This is a genomic window from Magnetospirillum sulfuroxidans (assembly GCF_018224925.1).
Lineage (GTDB): Bacteria > Pseudomonadota > Alphaproteobacteria > Rhodospirillales > Magnetospirillaceae > Magnetospirillum > Magnetospirillum sulfuroxidans.
Map to the genome: position 1 here is coordinate 1 of NZ_JAGTUF010000013.1, position 14599 is coordinate 14599.

General features: G+C 56.0%; 14 protein-coding genes. 4 read left to right on the plus strand and 10 right to left on the minus strand.

The features are described 5' to 3' along the window. Window positions 1-285 precede the first annotated feature (285 nt). Genes KEC16_RS13225 through KEC16_RS13240 form a run of 4 tightly spaced genes read right to left on the minus strand, consistent with a single transcriptional unit; the run spans window position 286 to window position 7630 of the window. Entirely contained in the window at window positions 286-1044 is a 759-nt protein-coding gene (locus KEC16_RS13225) for a M48 family metallopeptidase (RefSeq protein WP_211549687.1), read from the minus strand. Beyond that, window positions 1034-4081 carry a type I restriction endonuclease subunit R gene (locus tag KEC16_RS13230; RefSeq protein WP_211549689.1) on the minus strand — a complete coding sequence of 1016 codons (3048 nt, stop codon included), beginning with the start codon at window positions 4079-4081 and terminating at the stop codon, window positions 1034-1036. Before KEC16_RS13230 ends, KEC16_RS13225 begins: the two co-directional genes overlap by 11 nt. Continuing rightward, window positions 4078-5190 carry a restriction endonuclease subunit S gene (locus KEC16_RS13235; protein WP_211549691.1) on the minus strand — a complete coding sequence of 371 codons (1113 nt, stop codon included), beginning with the start codon at window positions 5188-5190 and terminating at the stop codon, window positions 4078-4080. Before KEC16_RS13235 ends, KEC16_RS13230 begins: the two co-directional genes overlap by 4 nt. Window position 5191: 1 nt before the next feature. Beyond that, window positions 5192-7630 (minus strand): type I restriction-modification system subunit M, encoded by a 2439-nt coding sequence (locus KEC16_RS13240; protein ID WP_211549693.1) that lies wholly within the window; start codon window positions 7628-7630, stop codon window positions 5192-5194. A gap of 163 nt (window positions 7631-7793) precedes the next feature. Here KEC16_RS13240 and KEC16_RS13245 point away from each other — a divergent pair, with 163 nt between their 5' ends. Next, entirely contained in the window at window positions 7794-7967 is a 174-nt protein-coding gene (locus KEC16_RS13245) for a hypothetical protein (protein WP_211549695.1), read from the plus strand. Here KEC16_RS13245 and KEC16_RS13250 read toward each other — a convergent pair whose 3' ends face one another. From KEC16_RS13250 to KEC16_RS13260, 3 genes are all read right to left on the minus strand, one after another. Continuing rightward, the gene (locus KEC16_RS13250; protein WP_211549697.1) at window positions 7968-8324 is read right to left on the minus strand and encodes a hypothetical protein; all 357 of its coding nucleotides are present in this window, start codon (window positions 8322-8324) and stop codon (window positions 7968-7970) included. A gap of 82 nt (window positions 8325-8406) precedes the next feature. Then, window positions 8407-8979 (minus strand): site-specific integrase, encoded by a 573-nt coding sequence (locus tag KEC16_RS13255; protein ID WP_211549699.1) that lies wholly within the window; start codon window positions 8977-8979, stop codon window positions 8407-8409. Then, window positions 8976-10184 (minus strand): DUF6538 domain-containing protein, encoded by a 1209-nt coding sequence (locus KEC16_RS13260; RefSeq protein WP_211549701.1) that lies wholly within the window; start codon window positions 10182-10184, stop codon window positions 8976-8978. Before KEC16_RS13260 ends, KEC16_RS13255 begins: the two co-directional genes overlap by 4 nt. A 423-nt stretch (window positions 10185-10607) precedes the next feature. Here KEC16_RS13260 and KEC16_RS13265 point away from each other — a divergent pair, with 423 nt between their 5' ends. Continuing rightward, complete coding sequence (locus KEC16_RS13265) at window positions 10608-10784, plus strand: hypothetical protein (RefSeq protein ID WP_211549703.1); 177 nt, start codon at window positions 10608-10610, stop codon at window positions 10782-10784. 17 nt (window positions 10785-10801) lie between these two features. Here KEC16_RS13265 and KEC16_RS13270 read toward each other — a convergent pair whose 3' ends face one another. The 3 genes from KEC16_RS13270 to KEC16_RS13280 all read right to left on the minus strand — a co-directional run bounded on the left by KEC16_RS13270 (window position 10802) and on the right by KEC16_RS13280 (window position 13302). After that, complete coding sequence (locus KEC16_RS13270; RefSeq protein WP_249209177.1) at window positions 10802-11974, minus strand: Fic family protein; 1173 nt, start codon at window positions 11972-11974, stop codon at window positions 10802-10804. Window positions 11975-12055: 81 nt separating this feature from the next. Further along, window positions 12056-12346, minus strand: coding sequence for a ribbon-helix-helix domain-containing protein (locus KEC16_RS13275; protein WP_211549705.1), 291 nt, complete (start codon window positions 12344-12346; stop codon window positions 12056-12058). 320 nt (window positions 12347-12666) lie between these two features. After that, complete coding sequence (locus KEC16_RS13280) at window positions 12667-13302, minus strand: hypothetical protein (RefSeq protein WP_211549707.1); 636 nt, start codon at window positions 13300-13302, stop codon at window positions 12667-12669. 366 nt (window positions 13303-13668) lie between these two features. On the opposite strand from KEC16_RS13280, the gene KEC16_RS13285 reads away from it, so the two are divergent. Further along, on the plus strand, window positions 13669-14106 hold the full coding sequence (locus KEC16_RS13285; protein ID WP_211549709.1) for a hypothetical protein: 438 nt from the start codon (window positions 13669-13671) through the stop codon (window positions 14104-14106). Then, on the plus strand, window positions 14103-14588 hold the full coding sequence (locus KEC16_RS13290; RefSeq protein ID WP_211549711.1) for an ImmA/IrrE family metallo-endopeptidase: 486 nt from the start codon (window positions 14103-14105) through the stop codon (window positions 14586-14588). Before KEC16_RS13285 ends, KEC16_RS13290 begins: the two co-directional genes overlap by 4 nt. The last annotated feature ends 11 nt before the right edge of the window (window positions 14589-14599 follow it).

Sequence of the window (14599 nt, forward strand, 5' to 3'; positions counted from 1 at the left end):
TAAAAGCCCGTGCCGCTTCGAGGCCGAAGCTGCATAGACAGAGAAACGCTCTCCACTCTTTCCGGGCAAGTCCATCGTCGCGATGCCGGGTGAGAATGGACATCTGCTTCTCCGTCCAGGCATGGCACCCGGAAGTTGGCTTCTTCTCCGACTATAGTAAGATAACATCTATAATGAAAGTAGGAAAATTGCGCCTATAGAGGAGCGCCAATTTCGATATGTGGGTAGGGGCGACGGCTTCCCGCTTGAGATCGGTCGGCTCGGGCACAGGTGCATCTGAATGGATCAGTGCACTGGCGGCTTTGAACCAGCACCATCTTCACCCCACCCGGCATGGCCCAGTGGTGCATGGTTCAACTCGTCGCGCAAGATCGACCAATTGGGCAGGTGCCGGTCCATGAGCGCGGTGAAGCGTTCGGTGTGGTTGCGTTCGAGGAAATGCATCATCTCATGAGCGACGATGTACTCAATGCATTGCGGCTGCTTTTTGGCGAGTTCGAGGTTCAGCCAGATGCGGCGCGCCGAGACGGTGCAGCTACCCCACTTGGTTTTCATGATCTTGACGCCCCATTTGGGCATGGGGACGCCCAGACGCCCGGCCCAACAGGCGATCATGTCGGGCAACAGCGCCTTCAACTGACTGCGGTACCAAAATAGGAAAACCCGTTCACGGTCGGATCGGTCGCTGCCGGGGCGGACGGACAATTCGATACGGGTGTTGCCGCGAATGGTGACCCGAGGGGCGCTTGCGTGTTCGACCACCCTAAGGCGATAGCGGCGGCCAAGGAAGTAGTGGCTTTCGCCGGAAACGTATTCGCGGGTCGATTGCCGGGCCTGGCCCTTGAACCTCAACTGCTGGCGCTTGATCCACGGCAATCGGGAGATCGCCGCGATGCGAATGGCATCAACCGACATGGCGCTGGGGGCGGCAATGCGCACGTGACCATGGGGTGGATAAACCCCGATATGCAGGTTCTTGATCGCCTTGCGAACAACCTCGATCTTGAGGCCACTGACCGTGATCTGAAAGACCTCAGTATTCATCCTGCTTCTTCACAAGGTCGAAGATCGCGTCGATCCGCGCTTTGTCCGCAATATGATCACGGATGGCGGCACGGACTTCACGCTCCTTGATCAGACTGCCGCGCCAGCCCGCCTTCTTCACATGGCGAATGTCGGCGTCGATACTCAGGGCCACTTCCGCGTCCCGATCCAGATTGTCGAACAAGGCCCGTTGAGCGGCGGTCTTGATCGCCACAGGATAGGCTGCGGTACCCGCCGGATTCTTTGCGTTCTTGGTCAGTTCAACGATCCGCCGCAGGTATTCCTCATACGAGATCGCTTGGTTCCGCCGTTCGGTGATCAAGGCGTCCAAAAGGGCGGACATGCTCTCGTAGTATTTCGGATTGACCGGCTGTTCATCGATGATCAGCTTGCGGACGTTGTTCTCGATGGTTTCGGCAACGGCTTCCTGATTCTGCTTGATCCCCTTGGGCAGCGCGTCAACCGCATCGGCCCCGCGCTCGACAATCAACTGGATCAGCGACATGTCATCGAACGCCGAGATTTTCTCGCTTTCCTCAGCCCTGATATACGTGTCGATCAAATGCCGCATCGCCGGTTCATACATCTTCAGGTCGATGTAGTCGGAACTGGCCAGCTTCACCTCGTTGCGAACGTTCTCGAAATGCGCCACCTCGCCCTTGATGGTGGCGATCTCGGCATCCGAGTACCCGGCCTCGGGCATTTCGTTGGCAAGTTCCGCATAGGCGCGGAGCAGCGCCGCCACCAGCTTGTACAACGTCAGACGCTTGGGTTCGTTCGCCTTCAGCGCGGCCTTGTCCAAAGTGTCTTCGGCGCAGAAATAGTGCAGATAGGCGGCGGTGTCCTGGGGTGGCGGCACCGGCTCGCACAGCGCCTTGACGGCCTCGCGGGCATCGTCCAGTCGTTCCCGCGCCTTTTCCATGCGGTTGCTCAGCAGCCCCTCAACGTCTTTCTTGTCGTAGCCTTCCAGGGCTTCCGAGGTGTAGTCCTGAATGGACTTTTCCAGGCTTTTGAACAGGTCTTTGTAATCGATGATGGTGCCGTATTCCTTGTCGTCACCATCCAGCCGATTGACGCGGCAAATGGCTTGGAACAGCCCGTGATCGCTCATCTTCTTGTCGATATACAGATAGGTGGCGGACGGCGCATCAAAGCCGGTCAGCAGCTTATCAACCACGATCAGCAGTTTCATCTGCCCCGGTTCATCGATGAACCGCGTTTTCACCGCAGTTTCGAACTTCTCGGGGTCGGCCCCATTCAGCATGCGGTTATAGATGTCGTATTGGCGTAGCTTTTCGGTCAGCCCTTCGCCGCTGTCCTCGCCCTTGATGTCGGATGGCGAGGGTTTGTATGAGGTGATGATGGCGCACTTGCCCGCCAGTTCGGTCTTTTCGAACAATTCATAGAACTTGCAGGCGTTGTAGATGCTGTCCGACACCAGCATGGCGTTGCCGTGACCGCTTTTCAGCCGGTCGCGCAATTCCATGTCCATCACGATGTCGGCGACAATTTTCTCCAGCCGCGACTGGCTGGACAACACCTTCTGCAAGGTTCCCCAACGCTGTTTCAACTGGGACTTCGCCAAATCGGTCAGTCCCTTGGTCTTGGAGTCGAACCACTGGTCGATCTTGGCGGACGAGGTGATGACTTGGTCGATGTCGCGGGCTTCATAGCGCAAATCCAGCACCACCTGATCGCGCACCGCTTCATCGAAGCGGTAGGTATGGATGTAGGTGCCGAACACCTCGATGCTGGTCTGCTTGTCGGCCTTCAGCAATGGCGTGCCGGTGAAGCCGATGAACATGGCATTGGGCAGGATCGCCTTCATGGCATCGTGCAGCACGCCGGTCTGGGTGCGGTGGCACTCATCGACAAAAACATAGATGTCGCCCTTGGGCTTGAACCCCGGTGGCAGGGCGCGCTTCACCTCTTCGATGAATTCATCGGTGTCGGCATCTTCTCGACCGAATTTGTGAACCAGCGAACCGATCAGCCAGGGCAGCGGCTCGTTCAACACGGTGATCAGATCGCTGCCGCTTTTGCTGCGGCGAATGTCCTCGTTGACGCCCTTGAAGACCTTTTCGATCTGCTCGTCCAACTCGGTGCGGTCGGTGATGATCAGCACACGCGGATCGGTGACGTTTTCCCTGATCCACTTTGCCAGCCACACCATGGTCAGACTTTTGCCCGACCCTTGGGTGTGCCAGATGATGCCGCCTTCACGACGGCGCACCCGGTCTTGCGCCGCCTTGACGCCGAAATACTGGTTATGACGGCAGAGCTTTTTTGTCCCGGCATCGAAGACGATGAAGTCGTGGATGATTTCCAGAAACCGCCGCTTGTCGCATACCTGGGTCAGATGGCGATCCAGCACATCTTCAATCGGGCTGTCTTCCTTCCACGTCAGATAATGCTTCTCGGGCGTCAGGATGGTGCCATAGCGCAGACCGGCGGTGTCGCTGCCCGCCATCACCAATTGCATGGTGGTGAAGAACGGGCGGATGAACTCAGGCTTTTGATTATCGCGGTTCTGGCGGATACCCTCGGACACCGACACGGTGGATCGCTTCAGTTCCAGCACACCCAGGGCGATGCCATTGACGTACAGCACGACATCGGGGCGCTTGGTATGGGCTTTGGCGTCGCTGCCCGCCACCGTCACCTCTTCGGCCACGGCGAAGTGGTTGTTCAGCGGGTTCTTCCAGTCGATCAACCAAATTGTCTGGGTGTTTTCCCCGGTCTCCGCCTTGACCTTCACGCCATAGCGCAACAGGTCGTAAACGGCGTGGTTCACGTCGTACAGGCTGCGGGATTGGTCGGTGGCGACCTTGGTGAATTCAAACACGGCGCGGTCGATCAGCGTCGGGGCGACATGCTGTTTGTCTGCCAGGAAGGTGCGGAGAAACCCGTCTTCGATGTTGCGATTGCCGGGCCGGTCGATCCAGTTCCCCAGATAATCATATTTCAGCTTCTCGGTGAAAAGCCTGATGACGCGGTTCTGGGTTTCCCGTTCCTTCTGGCCGACACCACCACTCATAGCAGTCTGATTCTCCCCGAGAGCAACTCCTGCATCATGCCTTGTTTCAAGGCGCGCGTCTTGTCTCGACGTGCTTCCAGGGCGGTGATCTCAGAATCCATGTCGGAGAGGATGGTGGCGATTGCGGTCTGCTCTGCTTTTGTGGGTGGAAGCGCAATGGGCATCCGCGCAATCATCTCACGCCTGATCGAATCAACAGAGGATTTCGCCGTCATCTGTATTAGGCGATTGTAAAAATTCACGCTGAAATAAAGATAAAACCAGTACCCATCTACGTGAGAGCCGAAATCTGTAATGAGGTATACGCGCTGATGCGCGTCAAACTTGCCGTTGATATAGTGGAAAATTCTTCCAGTTCCCACGCCATCGCCAGCAGTTAGAACCGCCTCCCCATCGAATGAATAACTGTTTATGCTCTCAACTTTTTGCGAGCGGACAAAAAAAGGAAATTCCCCACCATCCACCCGATCTTGTGTGTTTTTACCCCCCGTAGATATAGTTGCGATCTCTTCAATATAGCTCACAACCCAATCACTAGGTACTACACCGGCCTCTGTATGCTTGTACGCGGATTCGCCCTGAAATCCTGGCGACCTGACGCGACCAGTCAGCAATTGCTGCATTGCGGCCTGTTTCAGATCGTGCTTTTTGGCGATTAGCGCGTCGAGCGAAGCGAGAAGTTCGTCAATGTCACTGAGCGCGGAAGCGATGAGCTTTTGCTCATCAAGCGGGGGGCAAGAAACAGCAATCTCGTGCAGGTCGTTTCGGTTTACGCCAGGGACGCCGCTCTTCCCGCTGTACGATTTAAAATCAATGGTCTTGAGTATATAGTAAACAAATGGGGGGTGATTGCCTTTAAAATCAACAACAAACAACGTTGTGTTTAGAGGCCAGCAATATTCATTTACGTAAAACACTTCGCCAATCGTGCCATATCGCCCTGTTACAACAACGGGAGCCGCCACCTTCGCCCTCGAATGGAAGTCGCTTATTCCAGAAGATGAAACAATTGGGATGCCCCCCGACTGCCGCAATCTTGCAGGCAAATCGAATCCGCGCTGGAAACAAATTACGTCACCAAGGCGTGCCGCCTTCCATTGATCGGACATTTCAGAACCCCATCCGCTTCAAATGGGCTTCAACCTTCTCCGTCAAGTCAGCAACCCGCTCGACAAGCGCAGGCAGCGGCACGGCATAGCGTTCTTCCAAAAGCTGGATGCGGTTGGTCAGGGCGCGGGAAACGCGGTCCAATTCGGTCTGCACATTCTTGTCCAGAGCCGCCAGCCATTTGTCATCCACCACCAGCACCTTGATCTCGGCATCGGTCAGCTTGGCGTATTTGGCGATGGTTTTGGTGTCCAATGCTGTCTTGGCATCTTTGGCTGCCGCCTTCGCCTCGGATTCTCGGTCATTGAGATCGAGCCAGAGCTTCAGCACCTTATGTTCGTCGGCGTAATCCGGGTCTTTCTTAATAACTTTCACGCGCGTCTTGACGCTGGCGGCATTCAGCTTGTCGGCGTCCGATCTGGCATCGGCCAGCAGACCATCCTCGCCGCCATGCTCTTCCTCGAATTCATCCTTTGCCTGGGTGGCTTCCTCGGCAGCCTGTTCCAATTGCTCACACGCGGAGTGTTCGGCGGCGAAGAACCGCGCCACGATCAAGGGGGGCGGGATCAGATCGGCTTTCAGCTTGCGCTTCCCCAAGGTGATGTCAGGCGTTTCGCTGAACTTACCCTCGCTGTTCTTGACCAGTTCGCGCAATTCGCGGGCAGCGGCCCAGCCGTCTTCCGAAAGGACGTAGACATCATCTTGCATCACCCCGGCCCAATAGGTCATGAGGTGCTGATAAACGTCGTACTTATCCAGCAACGGCACCTGGGCGAAGCGGATCAGCAGGTCTTCCGCCAGGGTGTGGATCAGGGATTTGGGCTTACATCCAACCTTTAGCCCCTTCAACCCCTCGACCTGAGCCTGTCGCCACCCGGCGAAGGCTTCGGCCACCTGGGCGGCGAAGGATTGGAATTCAGGGTGGTCGTGGATGGCGGCCTTGATCTGCGCGGCGGGCAGTTTGGCGACGCTATAGCCGTCGCGGTCGGCGGCGAACAGTTCCGCCCGCAATCCCGGCATCACCGCCCAATAGGGGGCCAGCGCATCGATATCGCGGTTGGGGATACCGCCCTTCAGATGGGCCTCGATGTCCTGAAGGTCTTCCGCTTCGCTGCTGTCGATATAGCGCGGGATATTCAGGTTGTACTCATGCCCCTCGATCTCTGCGAACGACACCATGCGGGCGTATTTTGGGTCGCTTTCGTCCAGGCGGGTGAACACGTCCACGATCTTATGGACATCCTGATCCCGCAGGCGGTTCTTATTGCCGTCCTTCACGAAGCCTTTGCTGGCGTCGATCATGAAGATGCCGGTGCGGGCGTTGGCGTGTTCCTTGTCCACCACGATGATGCAGGCGGGAATACCCGTGCCGAAGAACAGGTTCGGCGGCAGGCCGATGATGCCCTTGATGTAACCCTTGCGGATGATGTTCTCGCGGATTTCAGCCTCGGCATTGCCGCGAAACAGCACGCCATGGGGCAGAATGATCGCCCCCTTGCCGGTGCTTTTCAGCGATGCCAGGACGTGCAGCAGAAAGGCGAAATCGCCGTTCTTGGCGGGCGGAATGCCATAGGCAAAACGTTTGAAACGGTCATGGGCGGGGTCAAGGCCGGTCGTCCAGGCCTTGTTGGAAAAGGGCGGATTGGCGACCACGAAATCATGGGTTTCCAGAGTACCGTCATCCTTGACGAAATGCGGTTCCGCCAAGGTGTTGCCGCGCCAGATTTCCGCCGTGGGGCAGCCATGCAGGATCATGTTCATCTTCGCCAGGGCGCGGGTGGCGTTGTCCATTTCCTGCCCATAGATGGTCAGATCGACCGGCAGCGCCTCGTCATGGGCCTTCAGCAACAGTGACCCCGACCCGCAAGTGGGGTCATAGATGGATTGCTCGGCCAGTTTGGCGGAACCGATGCCGATCACCTTTGCCATCACGCGGGACACTTCGGCGGGGGTGTAAAACTGCCCCTTGCTCTTGCCCGATTCGGTGGCGAAGTGCCGCATCAGATATTCATAGGCGTCGCCCAGGATATCGTCGCCATCGGCGCGGTTTTTGCGGAAATCCAGTTCCGACTTGCTGAAGATGGAAACGAGCTTGGAAAGGCGATCCACCATCTCCTTGCCGTTGCCCAGCTTGTCGGGGTCATTGAAGTCCGCGACATCGATGATGCCCTTCAGGTCATTCTTCTCTGCCAACAAGGCGATGATTTTGTTGATCTTGTCACCGATTTCCGCGTCGCCCTTCAGCGCCACCATGTCGGCAAAGCTGCCACCTTCGGGAACTTCAATCAGGGCATCGGGCTGGCCCGCATACCGGTCGGACACATATTTCATGAACAGCAGAACAAGGACGTAATCCTTGTACTGGGATGCATCCATGCCCCCGCGCAGTTCATCGCATCCTTCCCACAAGGAGCTATAAATTTCCGACTTTTTAACCGCCATGTTCCTGTCTGCCCTTGAACGAGATCAGCCGCGTCTGGTGCGACCGATAGTGCATTTACAGGCATTCTTTACCATGGCGGCATGGGGATGGCGATGCGTGGCTGCGTCCGATCCGGTGACTGCACTTGCAGGATAAATATCCTCATGAAAGTGAGGTGATCTTGTGACCCAACCCATTAACGATAACGTGATTCCCTTTCCCGATGACCGTCAACGAAACCCGGACGACTATGCGCAGCAATGCCCGCACTGCGGCAGCGCGACGTTCTGGATCACGCTGAAAAACCGCCTGAGATGCTTTGAGTGCGAGGAATTCTATGAGGTGGGTGACGATTGATCAGCGGTCAGCACCGACAAGGCTGAAAATCTGGCCCGCCACCGGCGTCATCATCACGACCTTGCCCGCGATGTCGATCTTCAATTCTCGGGCTTGGCCCTCGACCCAGCCTTCGAAGCGAATATCGGGGAGCCGCGCCGCCTGGATCGCGGGCAAGATGGCTGGGGCGAAAATCGCGATGGTGCCGCTGAATTCGACCTGAACATACCTGCCGCCTTCAATGTAGCCGATCACTTCGATCTCGGCATCTGCGATCAGCAGGCCATTCACCGTGACACGCACGGGGACAGTATGGTGCTGATAACGATCCTGCCGAACTGGTGCGATGCACTGACAGCGGATGGGGACGCCGACCATGTGGTTTTTGGGTCGGACGGATTTGGTTTTTCTGCGGAAAGCTGGTGGATGCGCATGGATGACCTCCTTGTGTTGGAGGTATTTATCCGCCCGCCTGCGAGTGCAGTGCTTGTGCTGATGCGGGTGCCTTTTCCCAGACCAATCCGTACCTTACCTTGCCAATCTCACCTGCCAGCCGTTCGAGCGGGTACCCAAGCCCATAGCCATCTCCGACAGAACTGCGTGCGTGGCCGGTCAGCGCATCGTGGACATCAACGGGGATGCCCGCCGCGCGGCAGGCATCCTTGAAGGTGTGGCGGAATGAATGGAACACCTTGCGGTGGCTGGTGATGCCCGCATCACGTTTGAAGCGGCTGAACCATGTTGAATACGCCGATGTGACCTTGCGGCGTTTGCTGGTGATGTCGGGGAACAGGCGTTTGTGACCGGCCTGACGAACACGCTCGACGTAAGCACTAAACCCCAATTGCTCAAGAACCGGGTGCAACGGCACGCTGCGTAACGAAGATTCGGTTTTGATATTTTTCACGATTTCCTCGTCATCGTCCACCAGCGTGGTGATGGCGAAATGCGAAGTGCCATTCAGAACCTTCACATCGCCCACCAATAGCTGCCCGATTTCTTCCAAGCGGCAGCCCATATACAGGGCAATCACGGGAAGCCACTGCCGCCCTTCCCATTGTGGGCCGGGTCGTTGAACATTGGCTGTGAAAAGATGGTCTCAAGGTCAGCTTGGTCGAATGGCAGTCGGGGTTTGGCCTTCACTCTCTTGGTGTTCTTTATCGACATCAGCGCGGCCGGATTTGTGGCAACGATGTCCGACCTGACTGCGGAGGAGAACACCGCGCGGATGGCGTCGATGCGCATGTTCACGCTCTTCTCATCGAGCTTCTTATATTTGGGATCGTCACCAAATTTGGCGATGATTTGCTTCGCAGTAAGCCCTTTGAATTCCTTGGCCTGCCGACGTGCGGACAGTTTCATCAATTCGCGCTTCAATGTCGCCACATGCTGCTTCGTGACTGCCGCGATGGGTGTGCTTTGATGCAGATCGTTCAGTTCCAGCAGCAAGCTGATCGACTTCCGCCAATACCGCTCGGTTTCTGGCGGCAGACGCGCTTCCGTGAGGTAGTCCTCCAGCACACGACTGACGGTGACGGTGACGGTGCTGATGCTGCTGGCGGCAGCACCGGCTTGTGCCGGTGAGGGGGCGGAAGGCTGCTGACTGGTCGCGATCTGAAGGGGCGTATCCCAATTACCCTGGTGGCGCTCGTGCGTCACTTCGGCGGCTTTGATCATGGCGCGCAGCACCGCCGTTGAAAGTCGCTGACCGGCCGGCCCTTCGACAAAGAAGTTTAAGCCGTGGGCTTCGATTAGGCGAGCGACGATGGGGGTGGCGATATATCGCTGGTTCAGCCGAAGGGCCGTCCGCAATGCATCGGGTTGTTGGGCGACATCGAGAGCTTGGAGCGCCCACAGCCCCTCGGATTTGACATCCTCACCGTCACGAATGGCTTTGTCACGTGCGACGAACGCCGTCAGCCATTGCTGAGCGATCCGTTCGGCGTCGGTGGCCGTGAAGCTGGGGTCGTCCCATTCCAGCCGTCCAGGCGTGGGGGCGAGATTTTGGGCTGGGGCGGCTGCCGATGCAGCCAGTTTGCCCTTCGCCTGCTCGAATAGCGCATCCACCTCGTCCGCGACACGGCGGTTGGCGCGCTTAGCGTCTTCATAGTTCTTCGTGCCAAGGGATTTCGTGATCTCGGTCTTGCCGATGATCGACCGAAACCGCTTTGGGACGGCACGTCGAAACCAGTAGTACCCCGTCTTCTTGTGGCGGAACATGCAGGCGCAGCCGAACATGGTTTTGGATCACCCAATTGTAGCACTGGGCATCGTCAAAGCCATTGATTTCTCAGGTTTTGTTTCCCCTCAACATCTTAAGGGGGAAGTGGCGGAGAGGGTGGGATTCGAACCCACGGAGAGCTTGCACCCTCACCGGTTTTCGAGACCGAACCGGCCCCATTGGCTTATATCGCATTGGATCAAATTTCCGTTTTCCACCAATGTATTAAAAGATATCTACGTCGATCAAATTGGAGGTTGATACCTTTGCTCGTGTGCCAAAGTGTGCCAGGACTGCGTCGTGTCTGATTGGCTTGGCCACGTCGCTCAGTATCCCGAGTGCCGCTAGTCGCGGCACAAGTATCCTACCAGCTAAGGGACCGCTGGCCCCTCGCGCGGGCAAGATAAAACCCACCTGGTTGAGGCGCTGAGAGGCTGCCCATGGCACTAGGAATAGACGACATCCTGCACTACGACCCCACCGATTGCCCGAGTTGTCCGATCGGAAAATTGAAGCGGGAATGGGCTGCCGAAGAGGAGGGCTTGTTGGATGTCCTCTTGCTCAACATGGATCAGATCAATCCGTCGGCCGAGGATTTGGCGAAAAAGCTGGGGTAGACCGATAGTCGGCTAAATCATTCCCCCGAAGGCCTGTCTTCGTATCCCGCCGGCCAATAGCAGGTGTTCTTGCTGCCGCCCGGTCCCTTGACCAACAGCTTGCGTTCAAGCAGATCGTTGATGTCGCGTTGTGCCGTGTCGATGGAGCACTTGGCCAGGGCGGCCCATTTCTTAGCCGTGAGGCTCCCCTCAAAGCCGTCAAGGAATCGGTTGAGAACCTTTTTCTGACGTTCAGAAAGCGGCTCGTGGGCGAAGCTCTGCCAGAATTCGGCCTTGATCAGCACGTCGGCGATCATCGTTTCAGCGCGCTGGATCGCCCTGGTGTAGCAGCCGACAAACCAGGACAGCCAACGGGTGACGTCGATATCGCCGCGCTGTGTCTTCTCCAGCATTTGGTAATAGACGTCACGCTCTCGCATGATCTGGCTGGACATGCTGTAAAAGCGCTGGCCGGTGCGTTCTGCCTTGGCCAGCGCCAGATCGGCGATGGTTCGGGCGATGCGCCCGTTGCCATCGTCAAAGGGATGGATCGTGACAAACCATAGATGGGCCAAACCGCTTTTCATTACCGAATCCGGTCCATCATCACCATTAAACCAGTCGAGAAAGCGTTCCATTTCCGTTGGCACCAGGATGGCCGGCGGCGCTTCGTAATGGATGCGTTCTCGGCCAAGGGGGCCGGAGACAACCTGCATCGGACCATGGGCATCGGTGCGCCAACTGGCGAGTGTGATCGGACGAAGTCCGGAATAGCCGGTGGGGAAAAGGGCCGCGTGCCAGCCGAACAGTCTTTCCTGGGTCAATGGGGCCGAATAGTTGCGGGTGGCGTCGAGGGTGATCTCCACCAATCCCTCGACCTTACGATCTGCCGGCGGCAGCCCGCCATCGGGCAATCCCAGGCGACGGGCGAGGGAAGATCGCACGCTGTCATGGTCAACCTTCTCGCCTTCGATAGCGCTGGTCTGGATGACGTCTTCGACGGATGTTTTCAACTCGGCTTCGCAGCGCAGATCGAAGCCCAGCCGTTCGACTCTGCCGAGCAGGAGCCCTTGGCATCGAGCGGCTTCGACCATTGGGTCAAGCAACTGTGCCGCGTCCCACGTCAGGTTTGGCCAATTCTCTTCACGCCAAATCCACACGGCTATTCTCCGCAATTTATGCGGAGAATATAAGAAGATTCGCCGCACCATACAAGTTTAGTGGAGTGAGGAGGCTGCCGGGCCGGGATCGCAATCGTCCGATGGGGGCGTTCAATGCCACCGAGCCATGAATCAGTCGTCGTCCATTTGCAACATGGCTCTTATTCCGGCGAAGGCGCGTTTTTCGACTGGTGGGTCTTCGATATCGTAAGGTTGCGATTGCGGTGGGGCCGCAACGGGAAGTGTCCGAGGGTGGATGACAGGGGGGCTCACGATGGCGGTTCCCCCGCCGGCTTTGACATATTGGCGGATTGCGCCCCTTAAGACCTGGCTGGCGGTCATGTCCTGCGCCTTTACCATCGCTTGGAACTCATCGCGGAGCGACCTAGGGAGGCGGATCGTGAGCATGACTTCGTCGTTCATCGCAGCCTTCGTCTTTACCAAGTAATAATTCAGTACACTGAATGTATGTACGGAGTTTTACGTCGTCAAACGCATTTTTGCGGGCGATCTGCTTTCATTGGAGGCGATGGTTGTAAAAGCAAGGCTCCTCCGTGTGGCCCTACGGTCCACCGGAAGCCTTGCGAGGGGGCGTTGCCCCCTTCGAACCCCTGGGCGATAGGGAAAAAAGAGATTGGGAGCTTTGGCCTTTAGATGAATACGAGTCTGGTTTGCGCCCATGGCGGTCGTTGGCGCGCTGCCTCACCCTTCGTGAAAATTGACTCGTACACATCAGCGAGGCGCTACGCAAAGAATTTTTTGTCTATAAAATCCACTATGTCATTCTGGTGGCTGTTTAATTTCTGGATGTATAAAGATATTGAGTTGAAAACTTGCGGATAATTGTTGTTATTACGGATATACTCCGCCGCCAAGCCCTTCATGTCTTTCCACTCCATAAGCTTGGCGCCAACAAAATGGTGTATATACCTGCGATTGTACACATCAAATTCATACGAGTATGGGTGATATTTATACATTTTGACGCCTATTGGAATGATAGCGACGTGGCTAATATAATTCCTGAGGCTCTCAATAAACTTACTGAGAGGATCTTTTGAGAAGTTATCCTCAACCATTTTTTTGTTGAAATTTACAATTTCATGCTCACCGTTGCGCTCATATTCCCGCATCCCGTTTCTTGTGTGCTCAACAAGCATTTTTGCTGAATATATCACATTATTCATCGCCCTCTGGAAATTCCACCTGCTATAAATCAAGGATTCATTGTTATTCATCAGTAAGTCCCCTCCAAAGCATTCCCACTCCCGCTTTTCTGATATTAAGATCATTTTTTTGAATTCATAAAAATTGTCTAAAACAGCCTTATGTATAGACTGTCTATTTTGCTCTATCTTAATTACAGATTCGATCTCCACAGCAAGACCCTTTCTAAGATTTTTCCTGGGAAATGTATCGCTGATCGCATTTTCCGCGCAACAATGTCCTTTTTCTCAACATCGGCGTCAGCTGTTCTCTGTCCTCCCCAGAAAGCGGCCATTCCACCCGGCCCCTTTTGCTCATTCCGCTGTGCGCCCATGTCGGTTGTTCTGAAGACTGGCGCCCATCCCAGATAACAGGCCGTCCCCAGGTTCACTAGCCTGCCCTGGGGAGACCTTTAGCGAAACGATAGATTTGGTGGTGAGTTCGAATGACAATCGACGATCACTATGCGCCCAGAGTTCCAAAAAATTTACGCCTGTCGCCAATAGGGCTGCTATTATTAAGGCGCTCCGGAGGTGGTCATGTCATTTCGCAGCGCGTTTATTGGTTTCATGGGTGCAATAGTTGGGGGAGCAGTCGTTTGGCTGGGCCAGACGGGCAGTTTTCACCTGCGGCCTGTTGGAATGAGCTATGCCGAGTTAGCCGCTGTCCTGCTCACCGCTGTGGGTGTGATCGTCGCGATATTCGGTGGTGTTCTGGCCCTCGCCGCAGTCTGGGGGTTCAATCAATTAAAACGTGATGCCATCAGTGCCGCAGAGACGGCCGGATCGGCCGAGATAAAAGTGCAGATTGGGACCGGCGCTTTACGAGACTATATTAAGGGCGAAATCGAGCGATTGACTGACGAAGAGTTCGAATCCGAGCGCATGGACAAGCGCATCAACAGTCGTGTGGACGCGGTGGCGTTTGGTCGCCCTGCTGACGATAGACTGCTGGATGACGAGGAAAACGAGTCATGAGCCCCGAATGGAACCGACTTGATCCGAAGGTTCGCGCCATTATTGAGTCATTTCAAGACACGCTACCGGTCAGGCTGCCCGAAATGGCAAGAGCCTTGGGTGTGCCGATAAAGGCATCCACGCTGGCGCCGGGAATATCTGGTGAGATCCGGCCTTTCGGCGATGGCTTTGTCATTCGCGTTAATCGCCATGATCCAGTCAAGCGACAACGCTTTACGGTGGCGCATGAACTGGCGCACTTCCTTCTTCATCGTGATGAGATCGGTACCGGTATTGAAGATGATGTGCTGTATCGATCCAGCCTTTCTGGCCGACGTGAGCACCAGGCGAACCGGTTGGCCGCCGATATTCTAATGCCTGAGGAATTATTGGCCGCAGCGCAGGAAGCGGCAGAAGAAAAGGGTATTGGAGACGTGGTCCTCTATCTTTCCGACCTGTTCGCTGTCTCGGAAGCGGCAATGCGAATCAAAGTGGGGCAATAATAGGGGGAACC